Annotated in this window: 13 protein-coding genes; 5 read left to right on the top strand and 8 right to left on the bottom strand. The window is 67.4% G+C overall.

The window, feature by feature from the left end:
* The 5 genes from AT699_RS06990 to AT699_RS06970 form a co-directional block, all read right to left on the bottom strand.
* Nucleotides 1–1,038 (bottom strand): branched-chain amino acid ABC transporter permease, encoded by a 1,038-nt coding sequence (locus AT699_RS06990; protein WP_006389247.1) that lies wholly within the window; start codon nucleotides 1,036–1,038, stop codon nucleotides 1–3.
* 133 nt (nucleotides 1,039–1,171) lie between these two features.
* Nucleotides 1,172–2,335, bottom strand: a complete 1,164-nt coding sequence (locus AT699_RS06985) for an ABC transporter substrate-binding protein (protein WP_006389246.1) — start codon at nucleotides 2,333–2,335, stop codon at nucleotides 1,172–1,174.
* Nucleotides 2,336–2,602: 267 nt separating this feature from the next.
* Nucleotides 2,603–3,160 (bottom strand): biotin transporter BioY, encoded by a 558-nt coding sequence (locus tag AT699_RS06980; RefSeq protein ID WP_020924723.1) that lies wholly within the window; start codon nucleotides 3,158–3,160, stop codon nucleotides 2,603–2,605.
* Between the two features lie 53 nt (nucleotides 3,161–3,213).
* Nucleotides 3,214–3,810, bottom strand: coding sequence for an energy-coupling factor transporter transmembrane component T family protein (locus AT699_RS06975; RefSeq protein ID WP_024068090.1), 597 nt, complete (start codon nucleotides 3,808–3,810; stop codon nucleotides 3,214–3,216).
* Entirely contained in the window at nucleotides 3,807–4,484 is a 678-nt protein-coding gene (locus tag AT699_RS06970; protein WP_024068089.1) for an energy-coupling factor ABC transporter ATP-binding protein, read from the bottom strand. Before AT699_RS06970 ends, AT699_RS06975 begins: the two co-directional genes overlap by 4 nt.
* A gap of 52 nt (nucleotides 4,485–4,536) precedes the next feature.
* Here AT699_RS06970 and msrB point away from each other — a divergent pair, with 52 nt between their 5' ends.
* The 4 genes from msrB (at nucleotide 4,537) to AT699_RS06950 (ending at nucleotide 6,638) form a co-directional block, all read left to right on the top strand.
* On the top strand, nucleotides 4,537–4,935 hold the full coding sequence (msrB, locus tag AT699_RS06965) for a peptide-methionine (R)-S-oxide reductase MsrB (RefSeq protein WP_006389242.1): 399 nt from the start codon (nucleotides 4,537–4,539) through the stop codon (nucleotides 4,933–4,935).
* Complete coding sequence (locus tag AT699_RS06960) at nucleotides 4,932–5,498, top strand: septation protein A (protein WP_020924726.1); 567 nt, start codon at nucleotides 4,932–4,934, stop codon at nucleotides 5,496–5,498. The genes msrB and AT699_RS06960 overlap by 4 nt, the downstream gene beginning before the upstream one ends.
* Nucleotides 5,499–5,574: 76 nt before the next feature.
* Complete coding sequence (locus tag AT699_RS06955) at nucleotides 5,575–5,844, top strand: BolA family protein (RefSeq protein WP_006389240.1); 270 nt, start codon at nucleotides 5,575–5,577, stop codon at nucleotides 5,842–5,844.
* Between the two features lie 17 nt (nucleotides 5,845–5,861).
* Nucleotides 5,862–6,638: a peptidylprolyl isomerase gene (locus tag AT699_RS06950; protein WP_006389239.1), complete on the top strand. Its 777-nt coding sequence runs from the start codon at nucleotides 5,862–5,864 to the stop codon at nucleotides 6,636–6,638.
* A gap of 197 nt (nucleotides 6,639–6,835) precedes the next feature.
* Here AT699_RS06950 and ligA read toward each other — a convergent pair whose 3' ends face one another.
* From ligA to smc, 3 genes are read right to left on the bottom strand one after another with little or no spacing between them, the layout of a single operon-like run.
* Nucleotides 6,836–8,935 carry an NAD-dependent DNA ligase LigA gene (gene ligA / locus AT699_RS06945; RefSeq protein ID WP_006389238.1) on the bottom strand — a complete coding sequence of 700 codons (2,100 nt, stop codon included), beginning with the start codon at nucleotides 8,933–8,935 and terminating at the stop codon, nucleotides 6,836–6,838.
* The gene (locus tag AT699_RS06940) at nucleotides 8,935–9,999 is read right to left on the bottom strand and encodes a cell division protein ZipA C-terminal FtsZ-binding domain-containing protein (protein ID WP_006389237.1); all 1,065 of its coding nucleotides are present in this window, start codon (nucleotides 9,997–9,999) and stop codon (nucleotides 8,935–8,937) included. Before AT699_RS06940 ends, ligA begins: the two co-directional genes overlap by 1 nt.
* 46 nt (nucleotides 10,000–10,045) lie before the next feature.
* A complete protein-coding gene (gene smc / locus AT699_RS06935; protein WP_024068087.1) occupies nucleotides 10,046–13,579 on the bottom strand; it encodes a chromosome segregation protein SMC in 3,534 nt (1,177 codons plus the stop codon).
* Nucleotides 13,580–13,891: 312 nt separating this feature from the next.
* On the opposite strand from smc, the gene lplT reads away from it, so the two are divergent.
* Nucleotides 13,892–15,208 (top strand): lysophospholipid transporter LplT, encoded by a 1,317-nt coding sequence (gene lplT, locus AT699_RS06930; RefSeq protein ID WP_006389235.1) that lies wholly within the window; start codon nucleotides 13,892–13,894, stop codon nucleotides 15,206–15,208.
* Nucleotides 15,209–15,212 lie beyond the last annotated feature (4 nt).

Genomic DNA, 15,212 nt, shown 5'->3' with positions numbered 1-15,212 from the left:
TTACTCCTCTTCGTCCACGTGATGGGTGCTGAACGAACGCCAGACCAGAACCGGGATAATCAAGGTGAAGACGATCACTTCCTTGTAGGCGCTGGCCCAGAAGGACGAGAACGATTCCAGCACGCCCACCAGCAGCGAGCCGGCGGCCGCCACGGGGTAGCTGGCCAGGCCGCCGATGATGGCGCCGACGAAGCCCTTCAGGCCGATCAGGAAGCCCGTGTCGTAGTAGACCGTGGTGATGGGCGCGATCAGCATGCCGGACATGGCGCCGATGGCGGTGGCCAGCGTGAAGGTCAGGCTGCCCGACATGGTGGTGCTGATGCCCACCAGACGCGCTCCGCGGCGGTTGACGGCGGTGGCGCGCAGCGCGCGGCCGTACAGCGTCTTGCCGAAGAACAGCCACAGCGCGATGATCAGCAGCGCGCAGGTCGCGACCACGAACAGGCTCTGCGCCGACCAGGTGGTGAAGCCCAGGTCGACCTGGCCGCTCACGAACGCGGGCGTGCGCCAGCCTTCGGCGCCGAAGAACACCAGGGCCAGGCCGGTCAACGCGAAGTGCACCGCGACCGACACGATCAGCAGCACCAGCACGGTGGCCTCGGCCAGCGGCTGGTAGACGATGCGATAGACCATCGGGCCCATCGGGATCACCAGCAGCAGCGTCAACAGCATGTTGAGCCACAGGGAATTGCCGGCGGCGGTATACGTGGTCGTCAGCCACAGCAACGCGAGCGGCAGGACGAGACAGGTCAACACGGCCTTGGGCAGGCCAGCCGCGCTGCGGGTCCGCAGCGCGCGCAGCAGTTCAAGCGCCAGGCACACGACGCCCAGCAGCGGAAGGAGATAGGCGGTGCCGGGCACCTTGCCGTCCACCAGCATCGCGAGCGTCAGGGCGCCGAACGCCACGAACTCGCCCTGGGGAATGAAAATGACGCGCGTAACGGCGAACACCAGCACCAGCGCCATGCCCAGCAGGGCATAGATGGCGCCGTTGACGATACCGTCTTGCAGCAGAATCAGCGCAATTGAGGAATCCATCTAACAACCTTATTGATTCTTGGTGTTCCGACCCCGCCCGGAACACTGATACGACACACCGGCCGGAGAGGCCGGTGCGAAGCATTGCTCGGGCACCCTTGCAGGCGCCCGTGGATCGGGCAATCCGGGGGAATTACAGGCCGGGCTGGTAGACCCACTTGCCGCCTTCGACCTTGACGATGACGCGCGAACGCTCATCGAAACCGGCGTGGTCGGTCGGCGACATGTTGAACACGCCTTGCGACGCGGCCAGGTCCTTGACGTTTTCCAGGGCGTCGCGCATGGCGGCGCGGAATTCCGGCGTGCCGGGCTTGGCGCCGGTCTTCAGGGCCGCGGGCAGCGCGGCAACGACCAGTTGGCCGGCATCCCACATGTGGCCGCCGAAGGTGTTGGTGGAACCGGCGCCATTGGCCTTCTCGTAGGTCTCGACGTAGGCCAGGGCCGACTTCTTGACCGGGTTGCTGTCGGGCAGCTGGGCCGCGACCAGCAGCGGGCCGGCGGGCAGGTACATGCCGTCGCAGTCCTTGCCGCAGACGCGCAGCACGTCGTTGTTGGCGGCGCCGTGGGTCTGGTAGATGGTGCCGCCGTAGTTGCGGGCCTTCAGTTCCTTTTGCGGCAGCGCGGACGGGGTGCCGGCGCCGGCGATCAGGATGGCGTCGGGCTTGGCGCCGATCAGCTTGAGCACCTGGCCCGTCACGCTGGTGTCGGTGCGGCTGTATTTTTCGATGGAGACGATCTCGATGCCCTTGGCCTTGGCGGCCTTCTGCATCACGTCCAGCCAGCCGTCGCCATAGGCGTCGGCAAAGCCGATGAAGCCCAGCGTCTTGACCTTGGACTTGGACATGGCGTCGGCCAGCGCGCCGGCCATCAGGGCGTCGTTCTGCGGGGTCTTGAAGACCCAGCGGCGCTTGTCGTCCACGGGTTCGACGATCTTGGCGCTGGCGGCCACGCTGATCATCGGCACCTTGGCTTCGGCGGCCACGTCCACCATGGCCAGCGAGCCCGGCGTGACCGACGTGCCGATCAGCACGTCGACCTTGTCGTCGGACGCCAGCTTGCGCGAGTTCTTGACGGCTTGCGTCGTGTCGGTGGCATCGTCCAGGACGATCCATTCGATCTTCTGGCCGGCCACTTCCTTGGGCAGCAGCGCAACCGTATTGCGCTCGGGGATGCCGAGCGACGCGGCGGGACCGGTGCTGGACACCGTGACGCCCACCTTGACCTGGGCGCTGGCCAGCAGCGGCAGGGTCAGGGCAACGGCGGCGGCGGCCGCGGACAAGCCGAAGTGCTTGCGCATGTTTTGTCTCCTGTGGTGGCTCTGTTATGCCCCGGTCGAGGCGGAAGCGAGCCTAGTTAAAGTTATACAGAAAAAAATATTATAGGGTTAAAACAGTAATTATAGGGTTAAAACAGTATCAAATGACTTCGCGCAACTACGGTAAATCCCTGATGTGCTACGGAAACCATGTTTCAGCAAACGCATTCGTTAATGGCGAACTTGTACTTGAAAGCCAAACGGGCGTCAGTTGGGGGATTCCCTGGGGCCATGATCGCTGCGTCGCGCTCACCGGCCACGCATCGGCCAGACCCGCTCGACCCGCGTCGCCACCCACGCCGCCAGCGCGGCCTTGATCAGGTCGCCGGGCACGAACACCACCACCGCCGTCGCCGCCTTGGCCAGCCCCATCTTGGTGACCGTGGCCAGCCACGGCACGCCGAAGGCATAGACCACCGCGATGCCGCCGACCACGCAGGCGATGGCGCAGCCGGCCAGTTGGCCGCCGAACCCCGCCGCCCGCCCCGCCAGGCGCCGCGCCAGCCAGCCGGTGACGAAAGCGCCGGCCACCAGTCCCACCAGGAAACCACCCGTCGGCCCGAAGAACGCGCCCAGCCCCCCGCGCCCGCCCGGCAGCACCGGCAGGCCGATGGCCGCCAGCGCCAGGTACAACAGGCAGGCCAGCGCGCCGCGGCCCGGCCCCAGCATGGCGCCGGCCAGCATGGCGCCCAGCGTCTGCAGCGTGATCGGCACCGGTATGCCCGGCAGCGGGATCGGCGGAATCAGGCTCAGCACCACGATCAGCGCGGCGAACAGCGCCACCAGCACAGTGTTGTTGGATTTCATGGCAATGCCCTTTCTATCTAGTGGGACAGGGAATCAGGGATGGAGTTGGAATGTCACAGGCTGCGCGCGTCGATGGCCTCGGCCACTTCCTGCGCCCGCTTCAGCGTGAGCACCACCAGCGGCACGATCAGCGCCACCGGGTTGGCGCCGAGTCCGCGCGCCGCCTGGGCTTCGCGGATCTCGTGGAAATTGCGCCAGATCTCGGGCACGAAGCGCAGGGCCAGCGCCAGCGCCAGCGACACCTTGCCCGCGTCCAGCAGGCCGATGCGCTGCAACGGCATCAACACCCGCTCGCACACGGCGATCAGGTCTGAACTGCGGGTCGACAGCGTCACCGCCAGCGCCAGCCCGACCATCGCGGCGATCCGCAAGAGTACCGCCAACGCCTCGCGCCAGCCCTGGAACCAGGCCGTGAAGACGCCGACGGCCAGCAGCACCCAGACCAGGCCGCGCACCTGGCGCCAGACGCCGGCTGGCGTGGCGCCAGCGCACCACAGCAGCAAGCCGGCGAGCACGCAGGCTCCCGCAAGGATGGCGGGATCGCGCAGCAGGAACAATCCGGCGCCGGCCGCGGCCAGCGCCAGCAGCTTCAGGCCGGCGGGCAGCCGGTGCAGCGGCGAGTCGCCGGGAATATATAGGGGCTCGATCACGCGCAGCGGTCCCGGTACCAGCGCAGCGCGGCGGCCGGCGTGTCATCGGCGGCGATGACGCCATCCTGGATCACCAGCACCCGCTCGAAATCTTCCAGCAGCGCCAGGTCGTGGCTGACCACGATGGCGTCCTGCGGCATGGCGGCGATGGCGTCGCGCACGCGGTTGCGGTTGCGCAGGTCCAGCTGGGTGGTGGGTTCGTCGAACACCACCAGCCCGGGCCGCATCACCAGCACCGCGGCCAGCGCCACCAGCTGGCGTTCGCCACCGGACAGGGTGTGGCTGGTGCGATCCGCCAGATGCGCCACGCCCAGGGCCGCCAGCTCCGCCTCGATGCGGGCCTCGCGTTGCGCCCGATCGGGTTCCAGTTGTTTGAGGCCGAACGCCAGGTCTTCGCGCACGATCGGGAAGACGATCTGGTTCTCGGGGTTCTGGAACACGAAGCCGACCTGGCGCCGCACCGCCTTCAATTCATGCCGGGTATCCAGGCCGCCGACCCGCACGCTGCCCGAGGATGGCAGCACCAGCCCGTTGACCAGACGCGCCAGGGTGCTCTTGCCGGCGCCGTTCGGGCCGACGATGCCGATCCGGCGCCCGTCCAGCGCCGCGCTCACCCCGCGCAACACTTCCGCCTGGGGCGTCGATACAATCGCCTGGTCAAACTCGATTAACATGGGGCGGGATTATGCCCGAACCATTTCGGGCATCGGGACTCCAAGAGCTGATATGGACAAAGTACGCAAAACCGACGCCGAATGGCGGGCCCAGCTGTCCCCGGAAGAATACGTCGTCACCCGTGAAAAGGGTACCGAACGCGCATTCACCGGGCGTTACTGGAACACCTTCACCCCGGGCATCTACCGCTGCGTGGGCTGTGGCACCGCGCTGTTCGCGTCGGACACCAAGTTCGACGCCGGCTGTGGCTGGCCCAGCTATTTCCAGGCGCTCGACCCGGAACTGGTGCGCGAGGAACGCGACACCTCCCACGGCATGGTGCGCACCGAGGTCCTGTGCAACGTCTGTGACGCGCACCTGGGCCACGTCTTCCCCGACGGCCCCGAGCCCACCGGCCTGCGCTACTGCATCAACTCCCTGTCGATGACGTTCGAACCCATAGAAGAATGAAGAAGTTCCTGTTCGACCTCTTTCCGCTGTTCCTGTTCTTCCTGGCCTACCGGTTCACCGACATCTTCGTGGCGACCGGCGTGGCCATGGCGGCGGCGGTGCTGCAGATCGTCTGGCTCAAGGCCACCGGCCGCGCCACCGAAGCCATGCACTGGATCAACCTGACCGTGATCCTGGTGTTCGGCGGCGCCACCATCTGGCTGCACAGCGACGTCTTCATCAAATGGAAACCGACGGTGCTGTACTGGCTGTTCGGCGGCGCCCTGGTGTTCGCCCGCCTGCTGTTCGGTCGCAACCTGATCCGGCGCCTGATGGAAAAGCAGATCCAGCTGCCGGACGCCGCCTGGGACAAGCTCAACCTGATCTGGGCCGGCTTCTTCCTGTTCGCCGGCGCCATCAACCTCTACGTGGCGTTCTCGGGGCATTTCACCGAATCCCAGTGGGTCAGCTTCAAAGCCTTCGGCCTGATGGGCCTGATGATCGTCTTCGTCATCGGCCAGTCCATCTGGCTGGGCAAGCACATCCAGGCCGACGACGGCGCCAACACCCCGCCCAAGGCCTGACGTATCCCGACCGGGCCTGGCGCCCGCTTCCCTCCCAGGGCGCGCCCCGCGCGCCGGAACTTTTACGATCGACGCCATGTCAGAGACCACCGACCGCATCACCCTGATCCGGGAGCGCCTGGCCGTCCTGGAACCGGTTTCCCTGGACATCCAGGACGACTCCCATTTACATGCCGGTCACGAAGGCAGTAAAAACGGCGCCGGCCATTATCGCGTCCACATCGTGGCGTCTTGCTTTGCGGGACTCTCCGCCGTGGCGCGACATAGGCTGGTGTATCATCATCTGCAAGATTTGATCCCCTATCCGATTCATGCGCTTGCGCTCGACGCCCAGGCTCCCAAATAGAAAGTAAAAGGATATTCATGAAACGCATCGTCATGCTGGCCGCCGCCTGCGTCATCGCCGTGCCCGCTTTCGCCCAGAACGTCGCCACCGTGAATGGCAAGGCCATTCCGCAGAAGAGCCTGGATCAATTCGTCAAGCTGCTGGTCAGCCAGGGCGCCACCGATTCGCCCCAGCTGCGCGAACAGGTCAAGCAGGAAATGATCAACCGCCAGGTCTTCGTGCAGGCCGCCGAAGCCGGCGGCATCGCCAAGCAGGCCGACGTCCAGACCGAAATCGAACTGGCCCGCCAAGGCATCCTGGTCCGCGCCCTGATGGCCGACTACCTCGCCAAGCACCCGGTGTCGGACGCCAAGGTCACGGCTGAATACGAGAAGATCAAGAAAGAACAGGCCGGCAAGATGGAATACAAGGTCCGTCACATCCTGGTCGAAGACGAAAAGACCGCCAACGACCTGCTGGCCCAGTTGAAGAGCAACAAGGGCAAGTTCGACGACCTGGCCAAGAAGAACTCGAAGGACCCCGGCAGCGCCGAAAAGGGTGGCGACCTGGGTTGGGCGCCCCCCACCAACTACGTCCAGCCGTTCGCGCAGGCCGTGACCCAGCTCAAGAAGGGCCAACTGGTCGACAAGCCGGTCCAGACCCAGTTCGGCTGGCACATCATCATGGTCGACGACACCCGTCCGGTTGAATTCCCGCCGCTGGACCAGGTCCGCACCCAACTGGAAGAAATGCTGCGCCAGCAAACCCTGGCCGACTACCAGAAGGAACTGCGCGAGAAGGCCAAGATCCAGTAAACCTGGCGTCTTTCCGCAGAAACTGCCCGCCTTGCGCGGGCAGTTTTTTTTGTCCGCGCAGAACGTCTCGCGGGGCGGCCGCAAAAGCCCGATGGAACGGCCCCGAGCGTGGCGAAAATGGAAACAGGCCGCGCGCCAAGGGCGGGCGGCCTGTTCGACAGGGCCAGGCGCCGGGCCGGCAACGCGGCCCGGATTAATCAAGAGGAACCCAGCAATTCCTTGAGCCCGTCCTCGTCCAGCACCGTGACGCCCAGTTCCTGGGCCTTGGTGAGCTTGCTGCCGGCGTCTTCGCCGGCCACGAGATAGGCGGTCTTCTTGGACACCGAGCCGCTGACCTTGCCGCCCGCGGCCTGGATGCGCATGGAGGCTTCCTCGCGCGTCCAGTTGGGCAGCGTGCCAGTCAGCACGAAGGTCTTGCCCGCCAGCGTGGTGTCCTGCGGCACGGCCTCGGCCACCGCATGCACGCCCTGGGCCTTGAGCTGCCCGATCACGTCGCGATTGTGCTGTTCGGCGAAGAAGCGGCGGATCGACCCCGCCACCACCGGCCCCACGTCCGGCACGGAGGACAGCGCGTCCTCGTCGGCGTCCATGATGGCCTCGATGCTGCCAAAGTGCCGGGCCACGTCGCGCGCCGTGGTCTCGCCCACGTGGCGGATGCCCAGCGCGAACAGCAGGCGTCCCAACGCCGGCGCGCGCGCCTTGTCGATGGCCTCGACCAGGTTGTCGGCCGACTTCTGGCCCATGCGGTCCAGCCCGACCAGTTCGAGCGGGCGCAGGCTGAACAGGTCGGCCAGCGATTTGACGCGGCCGCTGTCCACCAATTGCTCCACCAGCTTCTCGCCCAGGCCCTCGATATCGAGCGCCTTGCGGCTGGCCGCGTGCCACAGCGTCTGTTTGCGCTGCGCGGCGCAGAACAGCCCGCCGGTGCAGCGGGCGATGGTTTCGTCTTCCAGGCGCTCGATCGCCGAGCCACAGACCGGGCAGGCCTTGGGCATGACGAACTCGCGCGCGTCGGCGGGACGCTTCTCGAGCACCGCGCCCACCACCTCCGGAATCACGTCGCCGGCGCGACGCACGATGACGGTGTCACCGATGCGCACGTCCTTGCGGCGGATCTCGTCTTCGTTGTGCAGCGTGGCGTTGGTGACGGTCACGCCGCCCACGAACACCGGCTTGAGCCGGGCGACCGGGGTGATGGCGCCGGTACGGCCGACCTGCACTTCGATGTCCAGCAGCGTGGTGGTGGCTTCCTCGGCCGGGAATTTGTGCGCCAGCGCAAAGCGCGGCGCGCGCGCCACGAAGCCCAGCAGTTTCTGCGCCGGCAGCGAATCCACCTTGTAGACCACGCCGTCGATGTCGTAGGGCAGCTCGGGCCGCAGGGCGCCGACCTTGGCGTAGAACGCCATCAGGCCCTCGGCGCCGGTGGCGCGGTGGTTGTGCTTCACATTGACCGGCAGGCCCAGCGACGCCAGCCAGTCGAGCATGGCGCCATGCGATTTCTCGGGCAGGGTCGAGGCATCCGCCGCGCCGGCCGACGCTTCGTCGAACAGGCCGCTCTGCGTGCCCGGCAGGCCCCGCACCTCGCCCCAGCCGTAGGCGAAAAAGCGCAGCGGCCGCTTGGCGGTGATGCGCGGGTCGAGCTGGCGCAGGCTGCCGGCGGCGGCGTTGCGCGGGTTGACGAAGACCTTCTCGTCGCGCTTGGCCTGGGCCGCGTTGAGTTTCTCGAAATCGGCGCGGTTCATCAGCACTTCGCCGCGCACCTCCAGCACCTTGGGCGCCGGGCCGCTCAGCTGCAGCGGGATCGCCTTGATCGTGCGGATATTGGAGGTGACGTCCTCGCCCGTCTGGCCGTCGCCACGGGTGGCGGCCTGCACCAGCCGGCCGTCCTCGTAGCGCAGGCTGATCGCCAGGCCATCGAGCTTGAGTTCACAGAAGTATTCGGCCTGCTGCGCCGGGCCCAGCAGGCCGGCGCCGCGCAGCGTATCGGTGACGCGGCGGTCGAACGCCACGACGTCTTCTTCGTCGAAGGCGTTGCCCAGCGACAGCATCGGCACCGCGTGGCGCACGCTGCCGAAGGCCGAGACCGGCGCCGCGCCGACCCGCTGCGTGGGCGATTCGGGCGTGACCAGTTCGGGATGCGCGGCTTCCAGGTCCTGCAGCTCGCGCATCAAGCGGTCGTATTCGGCATCCGAGATCGACGGGTCGTCGTAGACGTAATAGCGGACGTTGTGCTGCTCGATTTCCGCGCGCAGGCGCGCCGCGGTTTCCGCCGCGGGGGTCCCTCCGGCCTTGCTCATTATGCAAACACCCGCTGGGCGCGCTCGCTGCCGGCCGGCAGGCCGGCCTGCTCGAGCTGGCCGAACAACACTTGCAGGCGTTCGTCGATGACGCTTTCCGAACCGTCGGCCAGCGGCTTGCCCTGGTCGTCGACCAGGTCGGCGCGCAGGCGGGCGGCCAGTTCACGGCCCACGTCCACCATGCGGCCGAAGGCGCGGCTGTCGGCCGGGCTGCAGGGCACGTCCAGCAGCAGGTACAGGCGTTCGATGCCCCCCATGCCGGCGTCGAAGGCGGCGCCATCGGCGCGCGCCAGCGTGAAACGGGCCACGCCGTTCTCGGCAGGCCAGGCCAGGCGGTTGCCATCGGCGACGAAGCCGGCGTCGCGGGCCACGTTGAGCACCTCGGCGGCCGGCTGGGCGGTGCCCAGCAACAGGGTCAGGCCGACCTGGGTATCCAGCGCGGCGCAAGTGTCGTCCAGGCGCGCGGCCTGCTCCAGCACGGCCTGCTGGTCGGGGCCCTCGATGGTGGCATCGAAGCGTTCGGCCATGTCCTGGGCGCGGGCCCAGGCCTGCGACCATTCGATGGCGGTCAGCGGGCCGCTGCGGTTGGCCAGCAGCACCGCCAGTTGCATCGAGGCATACGACTCGCCGGCATGGACACGGGCGCGATGGCGGCGCTGGTCGGTTTCGGCGAACACGCGCATGGGCTTGCGACCCACCTGGCGCAGGCTCTGCATGTAGGGCAGCAGGTCGGCGCCGCGCACCGGCTCGGCGAAGTTGATCTCGATGACCACTTCGCAGGCGGGATCGGGTTCCTCGGCATCGTCGGCATCGCTGCCCGGATCGACCGGCTTGGGCTGTTCCGGGTGCGCCTTGGGCGCGTCGCCCATGCCGGGCTCGCGACGCACGGCCGCGGCGCCCGCGGCGGCGTTGGCGCCCGCCCCCAGCAGCGGATCCTGCTCGGAGGTGGGGAAATGGCTTTGCATCTTGCGGCGGACGCGACGGTCCTGCCACCAGTTGAAGCCCAGCACCAGCAGTATCAGCAAGACGCCCAGGGCAATCAGCCCGATCTGCAAATCACTCATGTGTAAATCCCGCGCCAGGAAGCCGGCGCCATTCTGAATATTGGGTTTATGCCGCTTCGGAGGCCATCATCTGGACGGCCGAATCTATGTCTACCGCAACGATACGCGAAACCCCCTGCTCTTGCATGGTGACGCCGATCAGCTGCTTGGCCATCTGCATCGCGATCTTGTTGTGCGAGATGAACAGGAACTGGGTCTGCTCGCTCATGTTGGCGACCAGATTGGCGTAGCGCTCGGTATTGGCGTCGTCCAGCGGCGCGTCCACCTCGTCCAGCAGGCAGAACGGCGCGGGGTTCAGCTTGAACAGCGCGAACACCAACGCGGTGGCGGTCAGCGCCTTTTCGCCCCCCGACAGCAGATGGATGGTGCTGTTGCGCTTGCCGGGCGGCTGCGCCATGACCTGCACGCCGGCATCGAGGATTTCCTCGCCGGTCATGGTCAGCTTGGCCTCGCCGCCGCCGAACAGCTTGGGGAACAGTTCGCCGAAGTGGCCGTTGACGACGTTGAAGGTCTCTTGCAGCAACTCGCGGGTTTCGCGGTCGATCTTGCGGATCGCGTCTTCCAGGGTCTCGATGGCGGTCATCAGGTCCTGGTGCTGGTCGTCCAGGAAGCCCTTGCGCTCGCGCGACGTGTTCAGCTCGTCCAGCGCGGCCAGGTTGACCGAGCCAAGCGACTCGATCTGGCGCGAAATGCGGGTGACTTCCGATTGCAGCCAGCTGGCGCGGCGCCATTCGTCCGGCTGGTTGGCCAGGTCCTGGGCCAGGGCCTCGCGGTCGACCTCGCGGGCGTTGAGCTGCTCGGTGAATTGTTCCTCGGCCAGGCGCGCGGCCTGTTCCTGCAGCTGCAATTCGGTGATGCGGGCGCGGCGCGGCTCGAGCGTGCGTTCCTGTTGCAGCCGGTCTTCGTCGGCGCCACGCAGCAGCGCCGCCAGGTTTTCCATTTCCTGGCGGGCGCGCGACAGCGCCTCTTCGCGCTCGGCGCGCACTTCCAGGGCGTCCTGCAAGCCGGCCTGGGAGGCCGAGGCGTCCAGGTCGACCAGGTCAGCCAGCAATTGTTCGAGTTCGACGCTGCCGCGCTGGCTCTGGTCGGCCGCCAGCTGCTGGTTGCGTTGCAGGTCGGTGATGCGGACCTGGATGCCGCGCTCGGCGAACTCGGCTTCCTGGGCGGCGCGCTCGAGTTCGCGCAGGCGGGCGCGGGCGGCCTCGGCCTGGGCGGCGAGGGTTTCGCCATCCATTTCGGCGTCGGCGAAACGGGACTGGTGTTCGGCCAGCTCCTCGTCGAGCGCCTCGAAGCGGGCCTCGGCCTCTTCGCGGGTGGCGCGCAGGTCTTCTTCGTGGGCCGCGATCTCTTCGAGATCCTGGCGCAAGCGCGCGGCGTGCTGGCCGGACTGCTCGGCCTGCTGCTGCAGGCGCGAGTGTTCCAGCTGGATGTCGTGCACCCGGCGGGTCACTTCGGCAACCCGCTGGCGCGCCGGCGCGATCGCCTGGCTCACCTGTTGCCAGGCCACTTCGGCGCGGGCGACAGCGGCGCGGGCCTGGTCGGCGATCAGTTGCTGCGCCTTGATCTCGCGTTGCAGGTTTTCGATCTCCTGCTGGCGCGCCAGCAGGCCGGCCTGTTCGGAATCCGGGGCGTAGAAGCGCACGCTGTGCGCATCCACCAGGTGGCCGGCCTTGACCACGCAGGCGGCGCCGGCCGGCAGCGTGGCGCGGGTCGCCAGGGCCTGGGCCAGGTCGGTGGCGGTATAGATGCCGGCCAGCCAGTCATTGAGCAGCGTGCGCAGATCGGGATCGGTGATGCGCAGCAGGCTGGCCAGCGGCGTCAGGCCCGCGGGCGCCGCCGGGGCGGGCGCCGCGGGGGGCAATTGGTAGAAGGCCAGGCGGGCGGGCGGCGCGTCGTCGGAAAAGGCGCGGGCCCAGTCCAGGCTGCGCACTTCAAGGGAGGCCATGCGTTCGCGCAGGGCGGCTTCCAGCGCGGTTTCCCAGCCCGGCTCGATGTGCAGCTTCTGCCACAGGCGCGACAGGCCGGCCAGCTCGTGCTTGGCCAGCCAGGGTTCCAGGGCGCCCTGCTTCTGCACGTCTTCCTGCAGCTTCACCAGGGCCGACAGGCGGGCTTCCAGGCGGGCCAGGTTCTGCGCATCGGTCTGGGCGGCGGCCTGGGCGCGGCTGCGCTCGGCGTCGGCGTCCGGCACCTTGCCTTCCAGGGTGGCCAGTTCCGCCTGGGCCTCCTCGAGCTGTTCCTCGCCGGCGACGCGATCGCCGGCCAGTTGCTCCAGGCGCACCGGGTCAGGGCTGTGCAATTCGCGCAGTTCCTGCTGCAGGCGCTCGCGGCGCTGCTCCAGGGCCTGCATCTGGCGGTCGGCATCGCGCTGGGTTTGCGCCACCAAGGCCAGGTTCTGTTCCACGCGGGCCAGGGCGGCGCGCATCTCGTCGCGGCCGGAGGCGGCTTCGCGCACGCGCTGCTCGACCGACGGCAGCGCGGCCTGGGCGTCCTCGGCGGCGGCGCGCGCCTCTTCGGTGCGGGCGGCGCCGGCGGCCAGGTCTTCTTCGGCCTGGGCGATCTGCTCGGCGCAGTGCTCGCGCTGGCTGTTCCATTCGGCGATCTGCTGCTGCAGCTGGTCGCGCCGCGCCTGCAGGCGGTTGCGGGAATCCACCACGTGGCGGATCTCGGCCTCGAGGCGGCTGACCTGGGCGTTGGCCTCGTACAGCGCGCCCTGGGCGGTGTGGACCGCGTCGCTGGCGGCGTAATGGGCCTGGCGCCGGGATTCGAGCGCGGCCTCGCCGGCGCGCAGGCCGGCGATGGCGGCTTCCAGCTCGTTCTGGGCCTGGGCCATTTCCTGGGCCTTCTTGGCGCGCTCTTCGCGCGCGCCGGTTTCCTTCAGGAACCACAGCGCATGCTGTTTCTTTTCGCCGTCTGCCTGCAGTTCGCGGTAGCGCGTGGCGACCTCGGCCTGGGCTTCCAGCTTTTCCAGCTGGCTGTTCAGTTCGCGCAGGATGTCTTCGACGCGGGTCAGGTTCTCGCGCGTGTCGGACAGGCGGTTTTCGGTCTCGCGGCGGCGCTCCTTGTAGCGCGACACGCCGGCGGCTTCTTCCAGGAACACCCGCAGTTCCTCGGGGCGCGCCTCGATCAGTCGGTTGATCATGCCCTGGCCGATGATGGCGTAGCCGCGCGCGCCCAGGCCGGTGCCCAGGAAGATGTCGTGGATGTCGCGGCGGCGGACCTGCTGGTTGTTGACGAAGTAGCTGCTGGTGCCGTCGCGCGTCAGCACGCGGCGCACGGCGATTTCGGCGTAGGTGCTCCATTGCCCGGCGGCGCGGCCTTCGCTGTTGTCGAACACCATTTCGACCGAGGCCCGGGCCGCCGGCTTGCGGTTGCCCGAGCCGTTGAAGATGACGTCCTGCATGGACTCGCCGCGCAGTTCCGAGGCCTTGGCCTCGCCCAGCACCCAGCGCACCGCATCGATGATGTTCGATTTGCCGCAGCCATTGGGGCCCACCACGCCCACCAGCTGGCTGGGCACGGGAATCACGGTGGGATCGACGAAGGACTTGAAGCCGGCGAGTTTGAGCTGAGTAAGACGCACAGTACGATGACGACGGGGTGGGTTGAACGAAAGGCGTTAACGGACCTGCCGCACACATTGCAAACCGGCCCCTGGAGGGCCGGCTCGCGGATGGGTCGTATGATACCGCAGGCAGTCTGTCCCCAAACGTGAACAACGGTCAAGCCGGGGACTGCCCTCCCCCTTGCCGCGCGCCGCCTGACCTGCCGCAACCCGCGGGCAAACGCTGAATAGCCCTACCTGCGCCACGGGCTATACTCGCTGACACTTTTTCGCAAGACGCATAATTTTCACGCAGACCGACCGGGCTCAGGTCAAAGTACGGGGACATTCTTGAAACGAGGTTTCTATCTGGTCATGGCCGCGCAGGCCTTCTCGTCATTGGCGGACAACGCGCTATTCATCGCCGCGATCGCCCTGATACAGGAACTGCACGGCCCGGACTGGCTGGCCCCGATCATGAAATGGTCCTTCGCGCTGGCCTACGTGGTGCTGGCGGCCTTCGTCGGCGCCATCGCCGACTCCTACCCCAAGGGCCGCGTGATGTTCTCCACCAACGCCCTGAAGGTGGCCGGCTGTCTGCTCATGTTCTCGTACGCCAGCATCGGCGTCGCCCCTGAATACCAGACCTACCTGGTCTGCGCCGCCTACGGCGTGGTGGGCATCGGCGCGGCGGCCTACTCCCCCGCCAAGTACGGCATCGTCACCGAAATGCTGCCCCCCACCATGCTGGTCAAGGGCAACAGCTGGATCGAAGGCCTTACCGTCTTCTCCATCATCCTGGGCACGGTGCTGGGCGGCCTGCTGATCTCGACCACGGTATCGACCGCGCTGCTGCAACATTCCTTCATCGGCAAGCTGGTCCACACGCCGGCCGAGGCGGCCATCCTGGTCATCGCCTTCGTCTACCTGCTGGCGGCGCTGTGCAATTTGCTGATCCCGCCGACCCACGTGCGCTATCCGCCGCAGCAGAAGAACCCGGTCAAGCTGATGCGCACCTTCTGGGGCTACGTCCGCGTGCTCTGGAAGGACAAGCTGGGGCAGATTTCCCTGGCCGTCACCACCCTGTTCTGGGGCGCCGGCGCGACGCTGCAACTGATCGTCATCGAATGGGGCCGCAGCCACCTGGGCTACCAGCTGGACAAGGCCTCGATGCTGATGGGCGTGGCCGCCCTGGGCACGGTGGTGGGTTCGATCCTGGCCGGCCGCATTCCGCTGCGGCGCGCCCTGGCGGTGCTGCCGGTGGGCGCGGCCATGGGGCTGGTGGTGCTGCTGATGCCGCTGGTCTATTCGCCCTGGAGCGTCTACCTGCTGCTGCTGATCACCGGCGGGCTGGCGGGCTTTTTCGTGGTGCCCATGAACGCCCTGCTGCAACACCGCGGCCACGTGCTGCTGTCGGCCGGCCATTCGATCGCGGTGCAGAACTTCAACGAGCAGCTCAACATCCTGCTGATGGTGGCCATGTACACCCTGCTGCTGTGGCTGCAACTGCCGATCAACATCATCATCGTGATCTTCGGCACCGTGGTGGCCGTGCTGATGGTGGTGTTCATGCGCTGGAGCCGGCGCAACCTGGCGGCCAACCCCGAGCTGCATGACCAGATCGGCCAGGAAGGCCACGGCCACGCGCTCGACCCGCACACGCGCTGATCAT

The organism is Achromobacter xylosoxidans (genome assembly GCF_001457475.1).
Classification (GTDB): domain Bacteria; phylum Pseudomonadota; class Gammaproteobacteria; order Burkholderiales; family Burkholderiaceae_B; genus Achromobacter; species Achromobacter xylosoxidans.
Note: the sequence above shows the minus strand (reverse complement) of the source record. Positions and strands in the feature narration are given on the sequence as shown.